This window comes from Bacillus sp. JJ783 (assembly GCF_036963225.1).
GTDB lineage: Bacteria > Bacillota > Bacilli > Bacillales > Bacillaceae_G > Bacillus_A > Bacillus_A cereus_U.
The window spans coordinates 64,919-88,249 of record NZ_JBALMG010000003.1; the positions used below are offsets into that span (position 1 = coordinate 64,919).

Genomic DNA, 23,331 nt, shown 5'->3' on the forward strand with positions numbered 1-23,331 from the left:
AAAATGAAAACATTGTTAGAGGTAAAAGATTTACAAGTCTCCTTTGATACACATGCAGGTGAAGTACAAGCAGTGCGCGGAGTTACTTTTGATTTGAAAAAAGGGGAAACATTAGCGATTGTAGGAGAGTCTGGTTCTGGGAAATCAGTTACTTCTAAAGCGCTAATGGGATTAATCCCGAATCCTCCAGGCCGTATTAAAAATGGAGAGATTGTATTTGACGGTCGTGATTTAACGAAATTAACGGAAAAAGAAATGCAGCAAGTACGCGGTAAAGATATTGCGATGATTTTCCAAGATCCAATGACATCGTTAAATCCAACGATGACAATTGGTAATCAGATTATGGAAGGTCTTATTAAACACCAAGGGATGAGTAAAGCGGATGCACGTAAAGTCGCTTTAGAATTAATTGACCTTGTAGGTATTCCAAATCCAGAAGCTCGTTTAAAACAATATCCTCACCAATTCTCAGGTGGTATGAGACAGCGTGTAGTTATTGCTATGGCGTTAGCTTGTAATCCGAAATTATTAATTGCCGATGAGCCGACAACGGCTCTAGACGTTACAATTCAGGCGCAAATTTTAGAGCTTATGAAGGACATTCAGCAAAAAACAGAAGCAGCAATCATTTTCATTACGCATGACTTAGGTGTAGTGGCAAACGTTGCAGACCGAGTTGCAGTTATGTACGCTGGTAAAGTTGTTGAAATTGGAACTGTTGATGAAATTTTCTACAATCCACAACATCCATACACATGGGGCTTAATCGCATCTATGCCAAGCTTAGATGGTTCAGAGGACGAGCTATATGCGATTCCAGGAACGCCTCCAGACTTATTAAAACCGCCAAAGGGTGATGCTTTTGCACCACGTAACCCACAGGCACTGAAAATTGATTTTGAAATGGAACCACCTTTATTTAAAGTAAGTGATACACATTATGCGGCAACTTGGTTACTTCATGAGCAAGCGCCAGAAGTAAAACCACCAGCAGTTGTTGAAAAACGTATTCTTCAAATGAAAGCAGGTGAACAACATGACTAAACAACGTGAGAAATTAATTGAAGTAAAAAATGTGAAACAACACTTTGATGTGAGTGGTGGTGTTGTTAAAGCAGTTAATGATATTTCATTTGATATTTACCGCGGTGAAACATTTGGACTTGTAGGAGAATCTGGTTGTGGTAAGTCAACAACTGGAAGAACGATCATTCGTTTATACGATGCAACTGCCGGTGAAGTGTTGTTCGATGGTGAAAATGTACATGGGAAAAAATCACGCGCAGAACTTAAGAAGTTCAACCGTAAAATGCAAATGATTTTCCAAGATCCATATGCATCATTAAATCCTCGTATGACAGTAGGGGATATTATCGCAGAAGGTATTGATATTCACGGACTAGCAAAGGGTAAAAAAGAGCGTATGGACCGTGTTCACGAGCTGTTAAATACAGTTGGTTTAAATAAAGAGCACGCGAATCGTTTCCCGCATGAATTCTCAGGCGGACAACGTCAACGTATCGGTATCGCTCGTGCGCTAGCTGTAGAACCTGAATTTATCATTGCTGATGAACCAATCTCAGCACTTGACGTATCGATTCAGGCGCAAGTTGTAAACTTACTGAAACAGTTACAAAGAGAAAAAGGTTTAACATACTTATTCATCGCCCATGATTTATCGATGGTAAAATACATTAGTGATCGCATTGGTGTAATGTACCGCGGTCAAATCGTTGAGCTGACAACAAGTGAAGAGTTATATGCGAATCCAATGCATCCATATACAAAATCACTACTATCAGCAATTCCACTTCCAGATCCAGATTATGAGCGCAATCGTAAACGTATCGTATACGACCCATCGCAGCATGATTATGGTAGTGAAGTGCCAACAATGCGCGAAATTCGCCCAGGACATTTTGTATTATGTTCTGAAGCAGAGTATAAGAAATATAAAGAAATCTATCAATAAAAAAGTAGAGCCATTCTTCTATTACAGAAGGATGGCTTTATTTTTTTATACTAGTTAAACTTAAGTTAGTATAAAGCGATTTTATCCAAGTTCTTTTTCTGTTTAAAGACAGCGAAGTAAGAGTTTCCGAGAATGAAGAAAAAGGCGACTGAAATCAGCCGCCTTTTCTTCATTTAGAAACACTTTTATTTTATTGCGCTTGAACAGAAACGCTCTCATCTTGCTCATCAGGTTTAACAAGTGCATAACTTTCCCACGATCTACTTCTCCATCGGAAGAACATAATAATCGCCCGCGTCCATTCATCGATAGCAATCGCTAGCCAAATACCAACGAGACCCATATCTAAATGGAAGGTGAAAAAGTAACCGAGTGGTAAGCTCATTAACACCATGGAGAATGCTCCGATTAAAACAGGATATTTGGCATCTCCAGCCGCACGAAGTGAATTAATGATGACGATGTTCATCGTCCGTCCTGTTTCCAGTAGTACACTTAGTAAAAGAACGCTTGCTCCTAGAGAGATAATATGTGGATTATCCGTAAATAGTCCCATTAATTGTGTTCGGAATGTAACAACGAGAATGACCATAAATAGAGTTACACCAATCGCCCATTGTACACTTTTCCAGACACGTGTGTACGCTTCATCTTTTTCATTTCCGCCAACTAGGCGTCCAACGATAATAGCTGTTCCCATACCGATAGCAATGGCGAATAAATAAGTGAACATGGAAATGTTAGTAGCGTATTGTCTTGCAGCTAATGATTCCGTACCTAAGTATGTTGCGTAATATAAGAAGACAATTTGACAAGCTTGATACATGACTTGCTCGAATGCCGATGGAATGCCGATCTTTAAAATTTTGCCAACGTATTCTTTTGATAAAGTGAAGTAATATTGTAATTTCACACGGTATTCCATAACGCGATACAGTAACCAGAAGAAAACGATAAGTGCGATTAACCGGCTGACAGCAGAAGAAATAGCAGCCCCTTGCACACCAAGTTCAGGGAAACCGAATTTCCCGAAAATAAGTACGTAGTTTCCGGCGATATGAATAATATTCATTCCAAGCGAAACAAACATCGCTTGCTTTGTAAAGCCGTGAACGCGGATAATTGCGGCTAATGAGTTAATAATAGCTTGAAGGAAAATAGCTCCTCCGACGATGGATAGATAGCTTTGTGCATACGTTAATACATCGCCTTGTAAGTTCATTGCCATCATCATATGTTTTGAGAATAAAAGAAAACCGGCGCTTATAACGAGCCCGACTCCTAAATTTAATGTTACTGCTAATGCTGATATTTTTGATGCTTCCATAAAGCGTTTAGAACCGAGGTATTGGGATACAACGATAGCTGCACCATTCCCGATGACTTCTAGTACTAAAATCGCGATATGAAGGTATTGATTCGCTGCACCAACCCCAGATACAGCATCGTCTGATAATGCACTTAACATGAAAGTATCAGCGATCCCCATCAGCATAAAAAGAAAAACTTCTAGAAAAATAGGCCATGTTAATAAGAATAAACTTAATTTCTCTGTTGGCCCGTTTTTTGAGCGAATTGCTGTCATGTCCGTCCCCTCTTTACCGATATCTATTTTTAGCAAAGTGTATCGTAACACACTTTCATATCCTTTGCACTTATTTTAGCCTACATATTTTCAATATGAATAAACCTTCATTTTATGACAAAAAAGGAAGAATAATTATACGTAAGATATTATAGGATATAAAATTTGTTTTTCTCTGATAATTTAGAAAAGTATAAAATTTGATATTTTTAACACTTTAGCTCAATAAATACGCAGTATGAAACGTTTACAAATATACTAAACGTTAACAGAAAATTTTAATAAAATAGAAATATAAATATACAAAGAATATATTTGTGTGTATAATATGAATTATTAGAACATATATATATTTCTTTCTGTTTGAAAATGAAAGGGCTAACATTTTTTTGGAGGGGTGGAAGTATGAAAAAAAAGATACCAGTTTTTGTAGCATCAACAGTAGCAATGAGCATGATTTTAGGGGCATGTAGTTATGATAAGGATGAGCCGCAAGCGAACGCAAAAGGGGATAGCGGGAACAGCGGTGCGAAGCAAGTTATTAACTTAATTGAAACACAAGAAATTCCAACGATGGACCCAGCTTTATCAGCTGATGCAGTTTCTTCGAAAGTAATGAACAACACGATGGAAGGACTATACCGTCTTGGAAAAGATGATAAGTTAGTTCCAGGTGTAGCGAAAGAATTCCAAAAGTCAGAGGACGGTAAAAAGTATACATTTAAATTACGTGAAGATGCAAAATGGTCAAATGGTGACCCTGTAACGGCGAAAGATTTCGTGTATGCATGGCAAAGAGCGATTAATCCAGATACAGCTGCGAAATCGGCGTACATTATGTACGATATAAAAAATGCTGAGAAAATTAATAAAAAAGAGATGAGTCCAGATCAATTAGGCGTGAAAGCGATTGATGATCATACATTAGAAGTGGAATTGGATAATTCTATTCCATATCTTGTTGATTTAATGGTCTATCCGATCTTCTATCCTGTTAATGAAAAGTATGTGAAAGAGCAAGGTGTGAAGTTTGGTTTAGAAGCAAATACAACACTTTATAACGGACCATTTACATTAAGTGATTGGCAACATGAACGTAGCTTCAAAATGACAAAGAGCCCATCATATTGGGACAATAAAGAAGTGAAGCTTGAGGAAGTAAACTTTAATATTGTAAAAGATACATCTACGCCAATTAATTTATATGAAACAAACGCAGTCGATCGAGCGACGTTATTAGCAGAGTTCATCGATAAATATAAAGGAAAACCAGATTTCAAAACGGTAGAAGATACTTCTGTATTCTTCCTTCGCTTAAATCAAAAAGACCCAGCTTTAGCAAATAAAAATATTCGTAAAGCAATTTCTCTTGGTTTTGACCGTAAACCATTCGTTGATACATTATTAAATAACGGTTCTAAGCCAGCGACGGGATTAATTCCTGACAATTTCATTAAAGGACCGGATAAACAAGATTTCCGTGCTGAAAATGGAGATATTGTAAAACCAAATGTAAAAGAAGCGAAAAAGTATTGGGAAGCTGGTAAAAAAGAGCTTGGTAAAAACGAAATTGAATTAGAGTTATTAAATGAAGATGTTGAATTATCGAAGAAAACTGGTGAATATTTAAAAGGTGAGTTAGAAAAGAATTTACCAGGATTAACAGTGAAAATTAAACAACAACCATTCGCGCAAAAACTAAAATTAGAAGATGCTGGCGATTATGTAATGTCATTCTCTGGATGGAGTGCAGACTTCCCGGATCCAGTTACATATCTTGATATGTTTGTAACTGATGGAGCGCAAAACAAAATGAAGTATTCTAATCCGAAGTACGATGAGATTATTATGAAAGCGAAAAAAGACGGAAGCGATGTAAATGCTCGCTGGAAAAACTTATTAGAAGCAGAAAAAATGTTACTTGATGATGCTGCGATTGTTCCAGTATATCAACGTGGTAGAGCATATTTACAAAGAGAAACAATTAAAGATATGTACAACCATAAGTATGGTGGCGAAGTAAGCTTCAAATGGGCATCAGTAGAGAAATAACAAAAAAAGCAGGTGATTACCTGCTTTTTTTAGTACGTACGTTTTTTATAAATGCCTTTTCCGCCAACTTGGTTCCAGCCAGATTGTACATCTAAACTTTTGTTAACAAACTTCATTTTTTCTTTCCCACCAAAGAGTTTTTCACCGATGCTATTTGTAATGACACCAATCAATGCTGTTATTCCGATGATTAGGATAGCAACAATGATAAAATCAGTAAAAAAAGCGATCATATGCACATTCCCCCTTTGCCTGTCTTTATTTTTATTGTATGAGATAAATGGTAAAAAAGAAAGAAATGTCAGAAAAATATTCGATTTACTTTAGAAAGCATATAGACAAGAGCGGGGAGATTTGTTAAAATGAGAACAAGTGTTCTTTTTGTTTCTAATCTTTAGAGTCTTACATTTCTCAATGGTTTTGTCGGGAAAAGGTAAGAAAACGTTCTCTTTGTAATGGGGAAGATTATGAAACTGTAATTGTATATCAAGTGAAAATTATTGTAGAAAGCAAGTATCAAAAGGGTTGAAGGCCGTTGTTAAAGGACAGTTTTAATGAGTGTAATCATGTTACATAGCAGTGGAGTACACGGATAATTTTTCTCAACTAGCAGTAAATTCACTGTATATTTCTTGCAAAAACTATTGTATAATGATTATAGAAGTTACTTATTAAAAGTAATTGTTGTTGCTTACATGAATTGCGATTTTTTACTTTGCTATAAGACAAGTTATCGCGAAAAATTGCGGAAGTTAGAAATTTAAACTGTAATTAGTACAGAATTTGTACTCTTTAAGGAGAGTGAGCTTTGTATGGTAACATTATATAGTTCTCCAAGCTGTACGTCTTGTAGAAAGGCGAAATTATGGCTAGAGGAAAATCATATTCCTTATACAGAACGTAATATTTTCTCAGATCCATTAACGATTGATGAGATTAAAGAGATTTTACGTATGACAGAAAGCGGAACGGATGAGATTATTTCTACTCGTTCAAAAGTTTTCCAAGAATTGAATGTGAACTTAGAGTCTTTACCACTTCAAGATTTATATAAGATGATTCGTGACTATCCAGGTATTTTACGTCGTCCAATTATGATTGACGAAAAACGCCTTCAAGTAGGTTACAACGAAGACGAAATCCGTCGTTTCTTACCACGTACAGTAAGAACGTTCCAATTACGTGAAGCACAGCGTCTTGTAAATTAATTATAATAATATGAAAACCTTCTACCTATTATAGAGTAGAAGGTTTTTTTTTACTGTTTAACATTACGTAATCGCACTTGTTGAACGATAAAGCCTATGCATAAAATCGTGAAAATGAACAAATAAGGGATACTTGCGGTAAAACTAGGATTATGATGAAAAAACGTTGCAAGTCTGTCTTCATGTGTAATCATTTTTCCTGCTGTATAGGCGAGAACTGCTGCTCCGCAATAAATGAGAAATGGAAAGCGTTCCATGAGTATTAAAATAAGTTTGCTTCCCCAAATGATAATCGGGATAGAAATTAATAAACCGATAATTACGAGTGAAAGTCTTCCGTGAGCTGCTCCTGCAATGGCAATAACATTGTCAAACCCCATAACGAGATCCGCGAATACAATTGTACGCACAGCTTGAAATAAAGTTGTTTTTCCTTTGATAGAAGAAAGATCGTTGTTATTATCAGTGAGTAAATTTACCGCAATTAATGTGAGTAAGATTCCGCCGATGAGTTGTAAAAATGGGATATCAAGTAAATAGACAGCTAGTATTGTGAGGAGAATTCGTAGCACAATTGCTAAAATAGTACCAATCAAAATGGCTTTATTTCGTTTTGCTTCAGGTAAATTTCGGCTAGCTAGTGCGATGACAATTGCGTTATCGCCACCTAGTACAACATCGATACCGACAATCATTAGTACAGATGTTAAAAACTCTAAGTCCATTCGTCTGCCTCCATTTATGATGTTTTAATAAGCGAAATATATGTATGTGGTGAAGAAAGTTTGTCTAGTTTTGATCCCGCGCCCCCCGGGGACAAAATAATCACCTATAATAGAAGTTTCACTTTATTACAGTGTACGGGGGAATATGGGAATGTATGTCCAAATTTTTTGTGAACAGTGAATTGGTATAATGGTATATTTATCCCGATTAGTGCGAGCTAATAATCAGTGGAGGATGAAAAAAATCCTGATTAATGTTTCACTTTATGTAAACGATCGAATACAGATAGGTATATAACTATTTTTGTAAAATAAATCGATTTTATTTCCATTCTGGAGAATCTTATCATAAAATGAGAGTACAAGAATCTATTGTTTTGTCATATGAGTGGGGAATCCCTTCATAATAATTCTGAGCAGGAAGGGAGAGTTGTATTTTGGATATTGAAAGAATTAATGACCATACGATGAAATTTTTTATTACGTACATTGATATAGAGGACAGAGGGTTTAACCGTGAAGAAATTTGGTATGATCGCGAACGAAGTGAAGAGCTCTTTTGGGAGATGATGGACGAAGCTCGTGATCATGATGATTTCTTTGTCGATGGACCGTTATGGATTCAAGTGCAAGCAGTCGATAAGGGGATTGAAGTACTTGTAACGAAAGCGGAGCTTTCAAAGGATGGACAAAAGCTGGAACTACCAATAGGTGTGGATAAAATTATAGACATTCCTCTAGATGAAGGCATCGAATCATTATTCCAGCAAGAATTAGTGGAAGAGGTAGAAGAACAAGTAGGAACAAACTTTAATGAAGATGGTACGTTTGGCTTTTTAATTAAGTTTAATGATTTTGAAGATGTCATTTCATTAAGTCATCGTCTTATCTTTGAAGATATAAAAGATGAATTGCATTCATTTGAGGACCGATATTATGTATATGTGGAATTTGATGAAGTGCTACATGATGAAGAAGAGATTGATCGTATTTTAAGTATTGTTTTAGAATATGGAGAAGAATCTACTTTAACGATTCACCGTGTAAGTGAGTATGGGAAACAGGTTGTGAAAGAGCGTGCGCTTGAGACAATTCGCAACAATTTCCCTCCTAAAATGTAGGCCGATTTCTATAGTATGAAATCGGCTTTTTTTATGAAGAATAGGAAGGGTTTCTTATTTAGGGGGTAAGAGATGAAAAATACACTAAAACTACTTTTCTTTTTTCTACTACTGTTCGCATTATTTGTTTCATTACGCATGTTTATTGATGTAGCATTTTATTCGGATGTCATGGGGATAAAGGATGTTTCGATTTTAGGTATTATTAGTATTTTATTTACGGTTTCCGCATTTTTAATTGGATGTGTTATTTTCTTAGAAAACCGCCATCCGTCAAAAACACTTACGTGGTTAATCGTACTAGGTATTTTTCCAGTGTTCGGTTTCTTTGCTTATCTTTTATTTGGACAAAACTTTCGCAGAAAAAGAATGTTCCAAAAGAAGGCATTACTCGATGAACAGGCGTTTTTACAATATAAGGGACACGAAGATTACGAAGAACGGATTTTACGAGATCATAAGCATCAAGAATTGTTATTTCGTTTAGCAGATCGACTCGGTGCTTTAAATATTTCATTTCAAACTGAAACGAGGACATTAACAAATGGAGACGAAACGTTTCAGGCAATTTTAGATGGGTTAAATCGAGCGAAACACCACATTCATATGGAGTATTACATTGTGCGTGATGACAAGCTCGGTACAGAAATTAAAGATATTTTAATAAAAAAATCAAAAGAAGGCGTTGTCGTTCGTTTTTTATACGACGCGGTTGGAAGCTTTAAATTATCAAATTCGTATATTGAAGAATTGAATGATGCAGGAGTAGAAATGATTCCATTTTTCCCTGTGCGTTTTCCGATTTTAAACGATAAAATTAATTATCGGAACCACCGAAAAATCGTTATTATAGATGGAAATGAAGGGTTTGTAGGTGGATTAAATATTGGTGATGAGTATTTAGGGAAGGATAAATATTTCGGTTTTTGGCGAGACACGCATTTATATTTACGCGGTGAAGCAGTTCAAAGTTTACAGCTGATTTTCCTTCAAGACTGGTTTTATATGACTGGTGAGGCGGTATTAGCACCTGAATATTTACAAGCGGAAGCAGTTGAGGGTGATCATTGGGGCGGCGTCCAACTTGTTGGAGGTGGACCAGATAATAAATGGGAAACAATTAAACATTTATATTTTGCAATGATTGCTTCAGCTAGGAAATCGATTTGGATTGCAACACCATACTTTATTCCAGATGATGATATTTTATCTGCATTAAAAGTAGCTGCACTTGCTGGTATTGATGTTCGTTTGTTAATGCCAAGTAAGCCGGATAAGCGCACTGTCTTTTATGCATCAAGATCGTACTTTCCGGAGTTATTAGATGCAGGAGTAAAAATATATGAATATGAAAAAGGTTTTCTTCATAGTAAAGTCGTTATCGTGGATTCTGATCTCGCATCAATTGGGACAGCTAATATGGATATGAGAAGTTTTCATTTAAACTTTGAAGTAAATGCCTTTTTATATGATACAGATAGCATTCGAAAGCTCGTTCAAGATTTTAAAGACGATTTAGAAGAATCAAGTGAAATTCATGTTGACCGATTTCATAAGAGACGTCTTCATAGGCGGATTGTTGAATCGACGTATCGGTTATTATCACCCTTATTATAGAAAGAGATGTCCTAATTTAGGACATCTCTTTTTTTGAAAGGAATTTGTAGTAAATTGTAGAATACAAGGAGTTGAAAGGGTGTGATTGTGATGTTTATTGCAAGGAGAGAAAACGGAGAAAAAATTCATCTATTATATAACCGGGATGAAGAGCTTTTACGCGAAATGCGTAAACGAGAAAAGTTCTTTTGTACAGCTTGCGGAAAAGAAGTGCAAATGAAATTAGGAAAACAGAAGAGCTGGCATTTTGCTCATAAGAAAGTGGATTCATGTCTTACCTTTTATGAAGCAGAATCTATGTATCATATGCACGGTAAAGAATTGTTATATAGCTGGTTAAAACGTCAAGATTTTCATGTGGATATAGAGCATTATCTGCCGGTAATCCAGCAACGGCCAGATATTTACGTAGAGAGAGCGGATAGAAAAATTGCGATTGAATATCAATGTGCAAATCTTTCCGTAGAGCAGCTTTATAAGCGAACATATTCTTATTGGCAAGCTAGTATACAAGTCATCTGGATAATCGGTGGAAATCAGTTGAAAAAGCAATCCGCCTATTGGATGACATTCTCCGCCCTTATGGCGTTCTCCTTACAACCTTATCCTCAGCCATTTCTTATTTTCTTTTGCCCGAAACAAAAATCGTTTATGAAATGCGCATTTATCACTCCGTTTTCTACAAATGTTTCTTTCTCACATACTATTTATTTACCAACCGATACGACTACTGTTGACATGCTCTTTTCTCCCGTTCCTTTCCGGAAAGAGTTATTAGGACAAGAATGGAAGAGAAAAAAGAACCATTTTCGGCAAAACGCTCTATCTATCTGGAATTATAATCATAAGTCACTACTCCACCTCTTATATCAATATAAATGTACCCCAGCGAGTTTTCCTTCTGAAATCGGTGTTCCGCTCCCATCCTCATTTGCTTTTCAAACAAATCCATTTATATGGCAAGCTTCTCTTTATATGAAGTGTATAGGTATGCTTAAGGTAGGGGAGTATATTTCTCTGCAAAACGTATGTAACTATGTGGCGAAGTATACGAAGAGGCGTCTACTTCCGTATTTTGCACAACATATATGGAAGGTAGCAGTTGCAGAGTATATGACATTTTTATGTTATGTAGGTGTATTAATAAAAGTAGGTATTAATAAGTATCGAAAAATAAGAGATATTATGTTGTTAAAAACAGAGGAAGAAATTATGAAATATGATGAAATTTGCTTAACGCATGCACTATCTCTATTTGAGACAAAGTACAACATGAGAGAGGGAAAAGGGGATATAATAAAGACTGATCGTGAAGGAATTACATAAGAAAAATCGAATTGTACTTAAGTAGAGATATTATAAGGAGGGCTTAAAGAATGGCTGAACAAAATACAGTGAAATCATTGCCAAATCGTAATGAGATTGAAGAAGCAAACACATGGCGATTAGAAGATATTTTCCAAACAGATGCAGAATGGGAAAAAGAATTCCAAGCTATTAAAGAGCTATTGCCAAAGTTAACTGAATTTAAAGGAAAGCTTGGCGACTCTGCAGACAATTTGCTTGAGGCATTGCAATATGAAGATGAAATTTCAATGCGATTAGGTAAGCTATATACATATGCACATATGCGTTACGATCAAGATACAACAAACTCTGTGTATCAAGCATTAAATGATCGCGCAACAAATTTATACTCACAAGTATCTAGTAGCACAGCTTACATCGTACCTGAAATTTTATCTATTTCAGAAGATACATTGCAAACTTTCTTACAAGAAAATCGAGAACTAAGTGTATATGAGCATGCATTAGAAGAAATTACACGTCAACGTCCGCACGTATTATCTGAGGCAGAAGAAGCGTTATTAGCAGAAGCATCTGAAGTGATGAGTGCATCAAGTAATACATTCGGTATGTTGAATAATGCGGATTTGAAATTCCCATCTATTAAAGGTGAGGATGGAGAAGAGGTAGAAATAACACATGGTCGTTACATTCAGTTTTTAGAAAGTGATGATCGTCGTGTGCGTGAAGATGCATTCAAAGCTGTATATGAAACATATGGAACATATAAGAACACATTTGCAAGTACGCTAAGCGGGGCTGTGAAACGTAATAATTTCAATGCACGCGTTCGTAAATACGATTCTGCACGTCAAGCTGCATTAAGTAATAATAATATTCCTGAGGCGGTGTATGATCAACTTATTGAATCGGTAAATGATAATTTACACTTACTACATCGATACATTGATATTCGTAAGCGTGCCCTAGGTCTTGATGAGCTTCATATGTACGATTTATATACACCACTTGTACCAGAAGTGAAAATGAATGTGAAGTATGAAGAAGCGCAAGAAATGTTATTGAAATCTTTAAATGTACTTGGTGATGAATATGTTGAAATTTTAAAAGAAGCATATGAAAATCGCTGGGTAGATGTATACGAGAATAAAGGAAAACGAAGCGGAGCATATTCATCTGGTGCATACGGAACAAATCCATATATTTTAATGAACTGGCATGATAATGTAAATAATTTATTTACACTTGCTCATGAGTTTGGTCATTCAGTGCATAGTTACTATACAAGGAAGACACAACCGCACGTATATGGTGATTATTCAATCTTCGTTGCAGAAGTAGCTTCAACTTGTAATGAAGCGCTTCTAAATGATTACTTATTGAAGACGACAGAAGATAAGAAAGAGCGTCTATATTTATTAAACCACTATTTAGAAGGATTCCGTGGTACTGTATTCCGTCAAACAATGTTTGCAGAGTTCGAGCATATCATTCATAAAAAAGTACAAGAAGGACATGCTGTTACGCCAGATATGTTAACGGAGATTTACTACGATTTAAATAAGAAATATTTCGGGGACGCTTTAGTAATTGATAAAGAAATCGGTTTAGAATGGTCTCGTATTCCGCACTTCTATTACAACTATTACGTATATCAATACGCAACAGGATTTAGTGCAGCGACAGCTTTGTCAAAACAAATTTTAGAAGAGGGACAACCAGCAGTAGAACGTTACATTAACGAATTCTTAAAAGCTGGAAGCTCTGATTACCCAATTGAAGTGTTGAAAAAAGCAGGAGTAGATATGGCATCGCCAGAACCTGTAAAAGAAGCATTACAAGTATTTGAAGAGAAGTTAAATGAATTAGAAGCACTATTGTTTGAAGAGAAATAATGAGAAAAGACGAGGGATTTTATCCTCGTCTTTTTTGTTTGGAACATTTTCTCAAAAGTACACGATGTCGATATTTGTCGAATAATTAAGGTGATTTTCTTTGCTTTTTCTACATTAGAAGGAATTTTTACGACTTATTTTTGTAGTTAAAACCCTTTAAATCGTTTTCTATAGTTGAAATAAGAGACAGCGATGACGATAACTCCGAATAAAAGAGGGAAGGCAATAATTTTAGGGAAAGCTTGTAATAGAGAGAGGATATACAAGAAAAAAGAAACAATAACACATAGAAAGATAAGAAATATATGAGACTTTTTCATAAGGAAACCTCCTAAATTGCTTTTTTTATAGCTTATTCAAGAATGAAAACGTTTAGAATGTGACAAAAGTGTGAAATTCGACAAAAGGGGTTGTCATCTGACGTCGAATCTTGTAATATAATAAGCGTGAACGAATTCACATACAAACATATACCCCTTTGTTTGAACGTGAAAATTTCTCCCATCCCCTTTAATATTTTTATAAGCCGTAAAGAAGAAGACCTGGTGTTTACACCAGGTCTTTTTCTTTTGCTATCCATTTCCAATAACGCTCGCACTTCACTTCAATCATTTGTACTTTTCGTTTTAGTTGTAATTTCTTTAGTTCACGCTCTATTTCTTGTTGAGGGCAGTCATATATAAATGAGATTTCCTTTGAAGAAATAAATTGTGTTGCTTCTAGTAATACTTCTAAAGGAGGTAATGGCTCTGGCTCAATCTCGCATTTTACAAGTTCTTTTAATAGCTGTACGTATACATCATAGGAATAAATTCCCGCGATTTTAATACCTTCCTCATCTGAATTTGCATGAAAAAATAGGAGGGAAGGTATTTCTGTAATATGCATCTCATTTGTGAATTTTAGGTCGCATTGGAAAGCTTTTTTTGCGCTAACTGAGTGTAGGTCTTTTTTAAATTCCTCTACATCAATGCCACTATCTTTAGCGCATGTCAACAATAATTCACAGTCAGGGTTTGATACATTTTCAAGAAGAATGTATTCTTGGAGTTTTCGCAAAAATTTCGAACCTGCTTTTCGGCCTTGCAACTCCGCCGCCTTAATTGCCATCGAAACTAAATATGGTGTTGACGATGCCTCTTGCATATGTACTTTCCCATCACATGAAAACCCTTGTAAACTTGTTGTTTTTTCCCACACAAATCGAATATTAGCAGGTTTATTCCATTTGTGTGAGGAAGCGTTTGCTCCGTCCACTTTTCCTGTTACGATATGACGAATAGAGAAGTATTTCCCATACTCAAGCCATAGTTTAATAATAAATGGCTCGATATCCCAGCAATCTTTACAAAGTGGATCAATAAATAAATATGCTTCTACAGATTTATGCTCGCATGTGGAAGGAGAAGGCATATTTATATGCTTTGCTTCCTGCTTATCCATTACACTTCACCTGTTTCATTTGGAGTATTGACCATATGTTGAGCAGTTAATGCTAAACGTTCAAAAACAAACTCTCTTATATGACCGTGCACTCCTGTATCATCCATTGCTTGCTCCATACATGATAGCCAAGCTTCTGCGCGTTTTGGAGTAATCTCAAACGGAAGATGGCGTGCTCTTAGCATAGGATGCCCATGTTCTTCAGTGTATAAATTAGGACCACCTAAATATTGTGTTAAAAATTGTTTCTGCTTCCTAGCAGTTTCTGTTAAATCATCCGGGAAGATCGGAGATAAGTCAGGGTGTTCACTGACATAGGAATAAAATGTATCCACTAATGTTGCAATGCATTGTTCACCGCCAATTGCTTCAAATGGTGTCATCGGTTGCTTGCTCATCCTTTATAAACTCCTTTTTCCATGAAATGTATATCTATTGTAGCAATGGAATGTTATGAAGGGCAACTAAACAGCCTTCATAACATTCTTTGCTTATTCTATATGTTGCTAATAAATCTGCACTTTCCAAAAAGGTGAAACATAGCCACCAGTAAATCACTTCTGCACTGATGGAAATTTTACTTTAGCGCTCTTCGTTTTGTTTGGCAAGGAAAAAGCGTTTTACTTTGTTGTTTGTATGACGAACTGGTACGTTATGTTGCTTTAATAACCTTATAAATGCTGCTTTGCCGGTCTTTTCATCTTGCACTTCGTATTCAATTTCATAATCATCGTGATTGTAATAGAAACTATGATCAAAGACAAGCGTTCCGCCTTCAAATAATGTTTCAGCTCTTTCTGTTGTTAAACTACCCATATAAGTTAAAGAGGAAACGGGAATTTGTAATTTGTGTAGCTGATCCATTACAGTTCCTTGAATGAGTGCGTTTGTTTCCATCATAAGTTTTGCTTCTTTTTCTGTTACAGACTGATGAGTTTCTAATAAACCAATTTCAGCAGGTTGTTTTAATGTTAATGTATAAGTTCCATCTTTATGACGAATACGAAGTGCAGAGCCTGCATCTTTTAAAGAGAAGTGAGGTGTTTCAAAGTAGTGATTCACTTGTTTTGTAAATGCTTCAATAGAAAAAGATTTGCATAATGTTTGGAATTCTTCCTCTGTAACCATATTTTTAAATTCAATTTCAATTTCTTGTGTCATTTTATGCGCTCCTTTTGAAAAATAATTCTTTCCACATTATCGCTTTTTCGCAAATTTGGTTCAATGTTTTATTTGTTTGCGTCCATGTTATGATACAATAATACTGTTAAGTAAGACAGGAAGTTGAGATGGAGGAGTTTGAGAATGCAAAATAAAATTCAAGTTAAGAGCGTAGAAATGAGAGAGAATGCGCTTATTTTTTGTGCGGAAAATACTGAAATAGAGGTAAAGGAGTTAAGTGCGCGTAATCACGTACTTGTAGACTCAGACAATTTATCATTTTTATATATCTTAGAAAATGAATCATCTTTCATTTATGTAAGTATTCCGCATACATGCTGGGAAGCAATGCATGAAGCGATGAATAAAGATACAGCGATGTTTATTCGCGTGAATGATGTTGAAATAGAATTAGAAGGATTAAAAGAAGAAGTTGAATATTTAGTTGAAAATATTGAAGGTAATGCAAATTACGGAGAAGAACTAGTAACTGCTGTAGAAAAAGTGTTTCTATAAGCAAATGGATTGATTTTGGTGGTGGTTGAAATGAATCGTAATTGGGAAGAATTTTTAGCGCCTTATCACCAAGCGGTGGCGGAGCTGAAAGTGAAACTAAAAGGAATGCGTACTCAATTTGCAATGTTAACGGAGCATTCTCCAATTGAGTTTGTAACAGGAAGGGTAAAGTCGGTTGCAAGTATTATTGATAAAGCGGAGAAGAGAAATGTACCGCTAGACCGAATTAGAGAAGATATGCAGGACATCGCGGGCCTTCGAATGATGTGTCAATTTGTTGATGAGATTAAGCCTGTTGTAGAATATCTTCGAAAACGAAATGATTTTGAAATTGTGGAAGAACGTGATTATGTAACGCAAAAGAAAGATAGCGGCTATCGCTCTTACCACGTTGTCATTAGTTATCCTGTTCAAACGATACAGGGAGAAAAAAAAGTGTTAGTGGAAATTCAAATTCGCACGTTAGCAATGAATTTTTGGGCAACGATTGAGCATTCTTTAAATTACAAATATAGTGGACGTTTTCCTGAAGATATTAAAATACGCTTACAACGTGCAGCGGAAGCAGCGTTTTTATTAGATGAAGAAATGTCTTCCATTCGTCTTGAAATTCAAGAAGCGCAAAAGGTCTTTTCACGAAAGCAGGAAACGAAAGATTCTGAATCATAAACTAAAGGGTGTTGGGCGATGAAATTTACAATTATGTCAAAGGGTGATCAATCATCAGATACACTAGCAAGTACGATGAAAGAATACTTGCTAGATTTTGGGTTTACAATGGATGAAAAGGAACCTGATATTGTAATTTCTGTTGGCGGAGATGGAACGCTTTTATATGCATTCCATCGTTACTATAATCGATTAGATGAAACCGCATTTGTTGGTGTACATACAGGACATTTAGGTTTCTATGCAGATTGGTTACCAACGGAAGTAGAGAAGTTGGTGATTGCAATCGCTAAAACACCGTTCCAAGTGGTTGAATATCCACTTTTAGAAGTAATTATTCGCTATGTGAATGGTAGTAAAGAGTCGCAGTATTTGGCGATGAATGAAGCGACTGTAAAAAGTGCAGAAGGTACATTAGTAACAGAAGTGGAAATACGCGGAGAGTATTTCGAAACGTTTCGCGGAGATGGTCTTTGTATTTCTACTCCTTCAGGAAGTACCGCGTATAATAAGGCGCTTGGCGGAGCAATTATTCACCCTTCTATTGAAGCGATTCAAATTGCAGAAATGGCATCTATCAACAATCGTGTATTTCGTACGGTAGGTTCGCCGCTCGTGCTGCCGAAGCATCATACATGCGTTTTAAAGCCGGCTGCAGGAATGAACTTGCAAATTACGGTGGATCATTTGACGATGGTTCACCAAGATGTGAAATCAATTCAGTATCGCGTTGCAAACGAGAAAGTACGATTTGTTCGTTTCCGTCCGTTCCCATTCTGGAAACGTGTTCGTGACTCGTTTGTTGCAGATAAATAGAGAGGGTTTATATATTTGAACAGATTTACATTGAAATGGGATATAGGGCTGGCTGAAGAAGGAACTTTAGTTAGAGAATTTTTGAAAACAAAAGGGATTTCGAAAGCTGCTTTAACGGATATAAAGTTCCGCGGGGGAGCAATTGAAGTAAACGGTCAACACACGAGTGTTCGTCACAAGTTACAAGCTGGTGAAGAGTTACAAGTCTTTTTTCCAGTGGAGGAAAGAAGTGAAGGGATGGAAGTGGAAGAGATCCCTTTATGTATCGTATATGAAGATGACGCGGTTCTTGTTATAAATAAAGAAGCAAATATGTCGACAATTCCGTCTAGGGAGCACCCGTCAGGAAGTGTTGCAAACGCTCTTTTACATCATTATGATAAACAAAATCTTGCAAGTACGGTGCACATTGTGACGAGGTTAGACCGTGATACTTCAGGGCTTATGTTAATTGCGAAAAATAGATTCGTTCACCACCTTTTATCGAAGCAGCATCAACAAAAAGGGGTGAAACGAACGTATGAGGCAATCGTTCATGGGACTATTTTAGAAGAAGTAGGAACGATTGACGCGCCAATCGGACGAAAAGCGGATAGTATTATCGAGCGAACTGTCTGTGAAGATGGTCAAAGAGCTGTTACTCATTTTAGAGTGATGGAGAGTTATTCAGATAAGATGCATGTAGCGCTTGAGCTCGAGACGGGAAGAACACATCAAATTCGTGTACATATGGCATATATAGGACATCCGCTACTTGGGGATGATTTATACGGCGGCCGAAGAGATGTGATAAAACGTCAAGCGCTTCATAGTACATCTTTGACGTTTTATCATCCTATTTTAGAAAAGGGAATGACTTTTACCGTAAGTATCCCAGAGGATATGCAATACGCTTTACATAACAATTAAAAGGGAACAAAATTCTTATCATAAAAAGAATTTTGTTCCCTTTTTTTAGCGGAATAATATTAAAATTTGATGTTCACCAGTACGCTTTATAACGAAAAAGCCACTTTCAGCTTTTGTAGCAATGCCGTCATCATTTGGACGACAATATCCGTGTGTTTCGCAAGTACCGTCATCACGTACTAACATTTGTCCAATTAATCCGACAGGAAGCCACTCAGTACGGTCTCTTCTTGATAGATACTTACAAGCTGGATTCCATTCTGTATTTAAAAGAGGTTGTATTTCTTGCGTATCCGTACGCGTATATTGACGTTTTCCGAAGCGGTCTGTTTTATAGCGTTTTTGCCAACTTAAAGCACCGCTATTTCCTATGAGAGCAGGAGTAGCGCTAGATATGCCTAATATGAATGTATCATTTGAAGTAGCTTTTCGAATTTTTTCTTCGTTACTAAATGTAATGAAATAACCGACATCAATAGGGCTATGATCTGCTGCCTCAAACATTTGTGCAAAATCAGTACCACCTGCATTGTAAGAAGCACCATCGATATACATTTCTCCGTTATGGGCAAGCCATTTGGCACCTATATTATAATCAGTGTCATTTGTCCCATTTGCAATAAACCAGGAATAAGCTTCTTCTGCTGTACCAAATTTCCCCATAATATGGCTGCCTGCAAAATTAGCTGTTGATGTATGATTTCCTTCCGCATGAGATGAGAATCCGTTAGCGATAGTTGCGGTTCCTTCTGCATGTGCTGCTTCGCCGAAAGCAATTGTATGATTTCCTTCCGCGTGAGAATAAGGACCGCCTGCTGTCGTTTCACTTCCTTCACTATGCGAACTATGTCCAGTTGCCTTTGTTTTTGAACCTTCTGCATGAGAAAAGGAACCCTCTGTATGAGTAAGAAATCCTTCTGCATGTGAGGCTATCCCGTCAGCCGTAGAGTGAAGGCCCTCCTTATATGCGTATCTGGCTACTTTTTCATTCTCAGCAGGAGTAGGTGAAAGTATAGGGGGCTGAGTGATAGTAGAATCCTCTTTTTTTATTTCATTGGTTAAAGTTAATCCCTCTTTTATTTTTGTTACTTGCTGTATAATATTGGTGGGAATTTCAGCTTGGGCTTTTTCTTTAATTGCTTTAGGAATTTCAGCTTGGACCTTTTCTTTAATTACTTTAGGAATTTCAGCTTGGATTTTTTCTTTAATTGTTTCAGGAACTTCTTTGTTTATATTCTCCTGTAAATTCTTTGACTCAAGTATAGGCTCATTGTTATGAGAAAGGCGTTTCTTTTTTTGTAGTGCCTTTATTTTTCTGTTATCTATAATTCGTCTCATAACAGCATGTTCTAAAGAAATATATGTTCCTCTCGTTTTCCCTGTTTTTATTTCCTCTCGTTCTTCTATTTCTTCAATAGCCGCGGCTCGTATGCTACACCAGTTGTTAATTCCATATATGGGATGATATAAAGGAGAGAAATTTCTTGTTTGTTTAGATCGTTTTTTCTTCATTCCGTCACCTCCTGCGACAGTATATGCCGCATAGTAAAAAAAAGATGCACTTCATAGCATCTTTTTTTACTGTATGACCGATTTTTAACGAGGAATTCGCCTAGAAATCATTCTTTATACGTACTCGGAATGAATTGTACAAAGGTAAATGTAATTATGAAATTGGGCGGAACTTCTCAATGACAAAAGGTAGGGAAGAAGGGACGGAAATGGTCTCCATTTCAGGATAACGAAGTCCAGTTAGTTTGCCGCCAAATACAGCGCCGGTATCAATATTGATTGTATGATTCACAAAGCGAGGCTCGTTGACAGGTGTATGTCCATATATAATCCATGTTTCCCCCTTATACTCTTTCGCCCAATCTCGGCGTACAGGTGAGCCGTCAGGATGCTTTTCTCCTGTAATATCACCATATAATACAAATGTTTGCACTTTTTTATCATTTCTTTCTATGTAATCCTGACGAATGCCAGCATGGCATACGATTAATTTCTTGTTATCCAGTATGTGATACAGGGGGGACTGCTCGTAAAGCGTAATGAACTTTTCTTTTATGATTTGTTGTTTATTAGAAGGTAATGCTTCATATTCGGCAACAGTTGTTTCGAGTCCATGAGCGATTGAAACATTACGCCCAAGGAAAAAACGATACAGTTTATTACAGTGATTCCCAGGCGCATAATAAGCTTCTTTTCTATTTATTACGAGCTCCCATACGATTTCAATCATACGTAATGAATGAGGGCCTCGGTCTGTAATATCACCAACGAACGCCAGCTTTCGTTTGGCATTATGTATAGGGAGACCACTAGCCCAGCTGTATCCTAGTTTCGTTGTTAAATCTTGAAACTCTTGGAAGCATCCGTGAATATCACCTATAATGTCATACTTCATATGTAAACCTCCAGTTCATCTTTTCATTAGTATATCTAAAATGAATATAGAAAAAAACATACCGGTTTTCCGATATGGTTCATTTAAACATAAAGATTTGTGTTCTTGAACGTACGTTTAAAATAAATCCAATAGCAATCATGTATGTGAGTAGTGAACTCCCGCCATAGCTCATAAGAGGTAATGTTATTCCTGTAATAGGGAGTAAACCGATTGTCATCCCAATATTTTGGAATACTTGGAAGGTGAACATTCCGATTGTACCAGCGCAAATATAACTACCGAAAGGTTCATTGCTTTCTAAAGCGATATGGATCATTCGGTAAATGAGTAAGAAAAAAAGTGAAATAATAACACTTGCTCCTAAAAAACCGAATTGTTCAGCGACATTTGTGAAAATAAAATCTGTATGTGGCTCTGGAAAATATACTTGTCCATTTTCCCATCCTTTTCCTTGCATTTCTCCTGAACCGGTAGCTAAAAATGCCTGTCTTAATTGGTATCCTTGTGCGTCATATTCGTAAGGAGATATCCAGCCATAGAAGCGGTTTAATTGATACTCTTTTAGAATATGCTCTTTAAAGAACTCTGTATGAGTGAAATAAATATATATTAAGGTAGAGCCTATGACGAAAATGACGGAGGTTAATCCGAGGATAAGGCGCCAACGTATACCAGAAACTAAAATCATTGCTGCAAGCATCGCGGAGATTACCATAGTGTTTCCTAAATCAGGTTCTTTTGCGATTAAAAGTAGTGGAGGTAAACTAGCTGCGAATATTTTTCCAAGTAAAATAAAATCTTCACGGGTTGTCCGGAAAAAGTACTTTTCATTATGATTTGCTATAATTCGTCCAATGATGATAATTAAAAATAATTTCATAATTTCAGAAGGTTGAAAGTTTCCGATGCCTGGAAGTCTATACCATGCGGTAGCCCCTTTAATCGTAACGGCACCTGGAACTTGAAGCTCTAGACCAATAAGAAGTATGAGGGCAAAGCTATACAAATACCAAGCAATTTGTTTATATCGATCGAAATCAATAATCATAATAACACCAATTGCCACAAATCCAATGACATACCATTGAATTTGTTTTAATGCAAAATTTATGTTTTGTAAAAATGGTGGTAAAGAAGCTTGTGCACTTGCAATAGCAAAGCAGCTAACAGTCCCAATGGCAAATAAAATAAAGATTAGTATGTAGTCTATTTGATATTGAGAGTTCGTATCTTTCACGGTATGTATTCCTTTCTATCGCCTAGTAAGTGTGATGATGACGTGATTGCAAAAAAATAATATGCAAGTAGACTGTTCATACATTTATTCCACTATTAATGGAAAGTCATACATAATAGGAAGGAATATCTCTTTTGTAATTATATTCAAGTTATAGGGAAGATGTACATCCGCATTTAGAATGAGGTTGGGATGTTATCTATAAAATTGCGAAAGCAGTAAAACTGATACCAGTTTTACTGCTAAGGAAACAATTATGCAATTTTTTCAATAACAATTGATGCCCCTGTACCAACAGCTAGTGATAATACCGCCTCTATACCAATTACTTCAACTGATACTGGAGCTGTTGTAATTTGTATAATCGCTTGGATAACGATAGGTGTTCCAAGTGAAACTAAGTTTCTTGCAGCACCTGGTACTGCTAGGCCATTTACTTGAATTTCAATGCCACCGAGTAAACCTGATGTTGCGGTATATACGATAACAGTAATTTTATATAATCCACTTTGGTGTATGGTGAAAGTATCGCTATCTAATTGAGTAATCGCTGTACCGAGCTGTGACCCAGCGGTATTAAATGGTACAGGCGTGTTAATCTCAACGTTGATGCTACTCGCAGCGGAGTTAAATGCGTACAATCCTGCTGGAAGTCCTAATCTAGATGGTCCAGTAGCACCAGTC

The 23,331-nt window shown here is 36.4% G+C and carries 22 protein-coding genes; 12 read left to right on the forward strand and 10 right to left on the reverse strand.

What is annotated here, in order from left to right; translation table 11 throughout:
• The first annotated feature begins 3 nt into the window (after positions 1–3).
• Positions 4–1,047 (forward strand): ABC transporter ATP-binding protein, encoded by a 1,044-nt coding sequence (locus V7038_RS00850; protein WP_002125928.1) that lies wholly within the window; start codon positions 4–6, stop codon positions 1,045–1,047.
• A complete protein-coding gene (locus tag V7038_RS00855) occupies positions 1,040–1,975 on the forward strand; it encodes an ABC transporter ATP-binding protein (RefSeq protein WP_002125930.1) in 936 nt (311 codons plus the stop codon). Before V7038_RS00850 ends, V7038_RS00855 begins: the two co-directional genes overlap by 8 nt.
• Before the next feature lie 190 nt (positions 1,976–2,165).
• Here the strand turns inward: V7038_RS00855 and V7038_RS00860 are convergent, their stop codons facing one another.
• Positions 2,166–3,611, reverse strand: coding sequence for an MATE family efflux transporter (locus V7038_RS00860; protein WP_070138921.1), 1,446 nt, complete (start codon positions 3,609–3,611; stop codon positions 2,166–2,168).
• Positions 3,612–3,965: 354 nt separating this feature from the next.
• Between V7038_RS00860 and V7038_RS00865 the strand changes: the two genes are divergently transcribed.
• The gene (locus tag V7038_RS00865) at positions 3,966–5,612 is read left to right on the forward strand and encodes a peptide ABC transporter substrate-binding protein (RefSeq protein ID WP_002202771.1); all 1,647 of its coding nucleotides are present in this window, start codon (positions 3,966–3,968) and stop codon (positions 5,610–5,612) included.
• Positions 5,613–5,641: 29 nt separating this feature from the next.
• Here V7038_RS00865 and V7038_RS00870 read toward each other — a convergent pair whose 3' ends face one another.
• Positions 5,642–5,845: a hypothetical protein gene (locus V7038_RS00870; protein ID WP_070138922.1), complete on the reverse strand. Its 204-nt coding sequence runs from the start codon at positions 5,843–5,845 to the stop codon at positions 5,642–5,644.
• Between the two features lie 579 nt (positions 5,846–6,424).
• Here V7038_RS00870 and spx point away from each other — a divergent pair.
• Positions 6,425–6,820, forward strand: a complete 396-nt coding sequence (gene spx, locus V7038_RS00875) for a transcriptional regulator Spx (RefSeq protein ID WP_002011348.1) — start codon at positions 6,425–6,427, stop codon at positions 6,818–6,820.
• A gap of 50 nt (positions 6,821–6,870) precedes the next feature.
• On the opposite strand, the gene V7038_RS00880 is transcribed toward spx, so the two are convergent.
• Positions 6,871–7,545 (reverse strand): TerC family protein, encoded by a 675-nt coding sequence (locus V7038_RS00880; RefSeq protein ID WP_002202770.1) that lies wholly within the window; start codon positions 7,543–7,545, stop codon positions 6,871–6,873.
• Positions 7,546–7,982: 437 nt separating this feature from the next.
• Between V7038_RS00880 and mecA the strand changes: the two genes are divergently transcribed.
• From mecA to pepF, 4 genes are all read left to right on the forward strand, one after another.
• Positions 7,983–8,666: an adaptor protein MecA gene (mecA, locus tag V7038_RS00885; RefSeq protein ID WP_002201376.1), complete on the forward strand. Its 684-nt coding sequence runs from the start codon at positions 7,983–7,985 to the stop codon at positions 8,664–8,666.
• A gap of 72 nt (positions 8,667–8,738) precedes the next feature.
• Positions 8,739–10,283, forward strand: coding sequence for a cardiolipin synthase (locus V7038_RS00890; RefSeq protein WP_002201375.1), 1,545 nt, complete (start codon positions 8,739–8,741; stop codon positions 10,281–10,283).
• A gap of 90 nt (positions 10,284–10,373) precedes the next feature.
• Positions 10,374–11,609: a competence protein CoiA gene (locus V7038_RS00895; RefSeq protein ID WP_070138963.1), complete on the forward strand. Its 1,236-nt coding sequence runs from the start codon at positions 10,374–10,376 to the stop codon at positions 11,607–11,609.
• Between the two features lie 50 nt (positions 11,610–11,659).
• Positions 11,660–13,486, forward strand: coding sequence for an oligoendopeptidase F (gene pepF, locus V7038_RS00900; protein WP_002201373.1), 1,827 nt, complete (start codon positions 11,660–11,662; stop codon positions 13,484–13,486).
• A 549-nt stretch (positions 13,487–14,035) separates the two neighbouring features.
• Here pepF and V7038_RS00905 read toward each other — a convergent pair.
• From V7038_RS00905 to V7038_RS00915, 3 genes are all read right to left on the reverse strand, one after another.
• Positions 14,036–14,929, reverse strand: coding sequence for a ClpXP adapter SpxH family protein (locus V7038_RS00905; protein WP_002158882.1), 894 nt, complete (start codon positions 14,927–14,929; stop codon positions 14,036–14,038).
• Complete coding sequence (locus V7038_RS00910; protein ID WP_000043388.1) at positions 14,929–15,327, reverse strand: hypothetical protein; 399 nt, start codon at positions 15,325–15,327, stop codon at positions 14,929–14,931. The genes V7038_RS00905 and V7038_RS00910 overlap by 1 nt, the downstream gene beginning before the upstream one ends.
• A 184-nt stretch (positions 15,328–15,511) precedes the next feature.
• Positions 15,512–16,090: a CYTH domain-containing protein gene (locus V7038_RS00915; RefSeq protein WP_002158881.1), complete on the reverse strand. Its 579-nt coding sequence runs from the start codon at positions 16,088–16,090 to the stop codon at positions 15,512–15,514.
• Positions 16,091–16,234: 144 nt separating this feature from the next.
• Between V7038_RS00915 and V7038_RS00920 the strand changes: the two genes are divergently transcribed.
• The 4 genes from V7038_RS00920 to V7038_RS00935 are packed head-to-tail and all read left to right on the forward strand — an operon-like array spanning position 16,235 to position 19,000.
• A complete protein-coding gene (locus V7038_RS00920) occupies positions 16,235–16,606 on the forward strand; it encodes a hypothetical protein (protein ID WP_002149812.1) in 372 nt (123 codons plus the stop codon).
• 30 nt (positions 16,607–16,636) lie between these two features.
• Positions 16,637–17,275, forward strand: coding sequence for a GTP pyrophosphokinase (locus tag V7038_RS00925; RefSeq protein ID WP_002201371.1), 639 nt, complete (start codon positions 16,637–16,639; stop codon positions 17,273–17,275).
• Between the two features lie 18 nt (positions 17,276–17,293).
• Positions 17,294–18,091, forward strand: coding sequence for an NAD kinase (locus tag V7038_RS00930; protein ID WP_000673196.1), 798 nt, complete (start codon positions 17,294–17,296; stop codon positions 18,089–18,091).
• A 15-nt stretch (positions 18,092–18,106) separates the two neighbouring features.
• Positions 18,107–19,000 carry an RluA family pseudouridine synthase gene (locus tag V7038_RS00935; RefSeq protein ID WP_215597307.1) on the forward strand — a complete coding sequence of 298 codons (894 nt, stop codon included), beginning with the start codon at positions 18,107–18,109 and terminating at the stop codon, positions 18,998–19,000.
• 45 nt (positions 19,001–19,045) lie between these two features.
• Here V7038_RS00935 and V7038_RS00940 read toward each other — a convergent pair whose 3' ends face one another.
• The 4 genes from V7038_RS00940 to V7038_RS00955 all read right to left on the reverse strand — a co-directional run.
• Entirely contained in the window at positions 19,046–20,512 is a 1,467-nt protein-coding gene (locus tag V7038_RS00940) for a peptidase G2 autoproteolytic cleavage domain-containing protein (protein WP_070138926.1), read from the reverse strand.
• A 154-nt stretch (positions 20,513–20,666) separates the two neighbouring features.
• Positions 20,667–21,407: a bis(5'-nucleosyl)-tetraphosphatase PrpE gene (prpE, locus tag V7038_RS00945; protein ID WP_002201368.1), complete on the reverse strand. Its 741-nt coding sequence runs from the start codon at positions 21,405–21,407 to the stop codon at positions 20,667–20,669.
• Between the two features lie 79 nt (positions 21,408–21,486).
• Positions 21,487–22,647 (reverse strand): FtsW/RodA/SpoVE family cell cycle protein, encoded by a 1,161-nt coding sequence (locus V7038_RS00950; protein WP_070138927.1) that lies wholly within the window; start codon positions 22,645–22,647, stop codon positions 21,487–21,489.
• Positions 22,648–22,901: 254 nt separating this feature from the next.
• A partial coding sequence (locus tag V7038_RS00955; protein ID WP_438825098.1) for a BclA C-terminal domain-containing protein occupies positions 22,902–23,331 on the reverse strand: 430 nt, incomplete at its 5' end.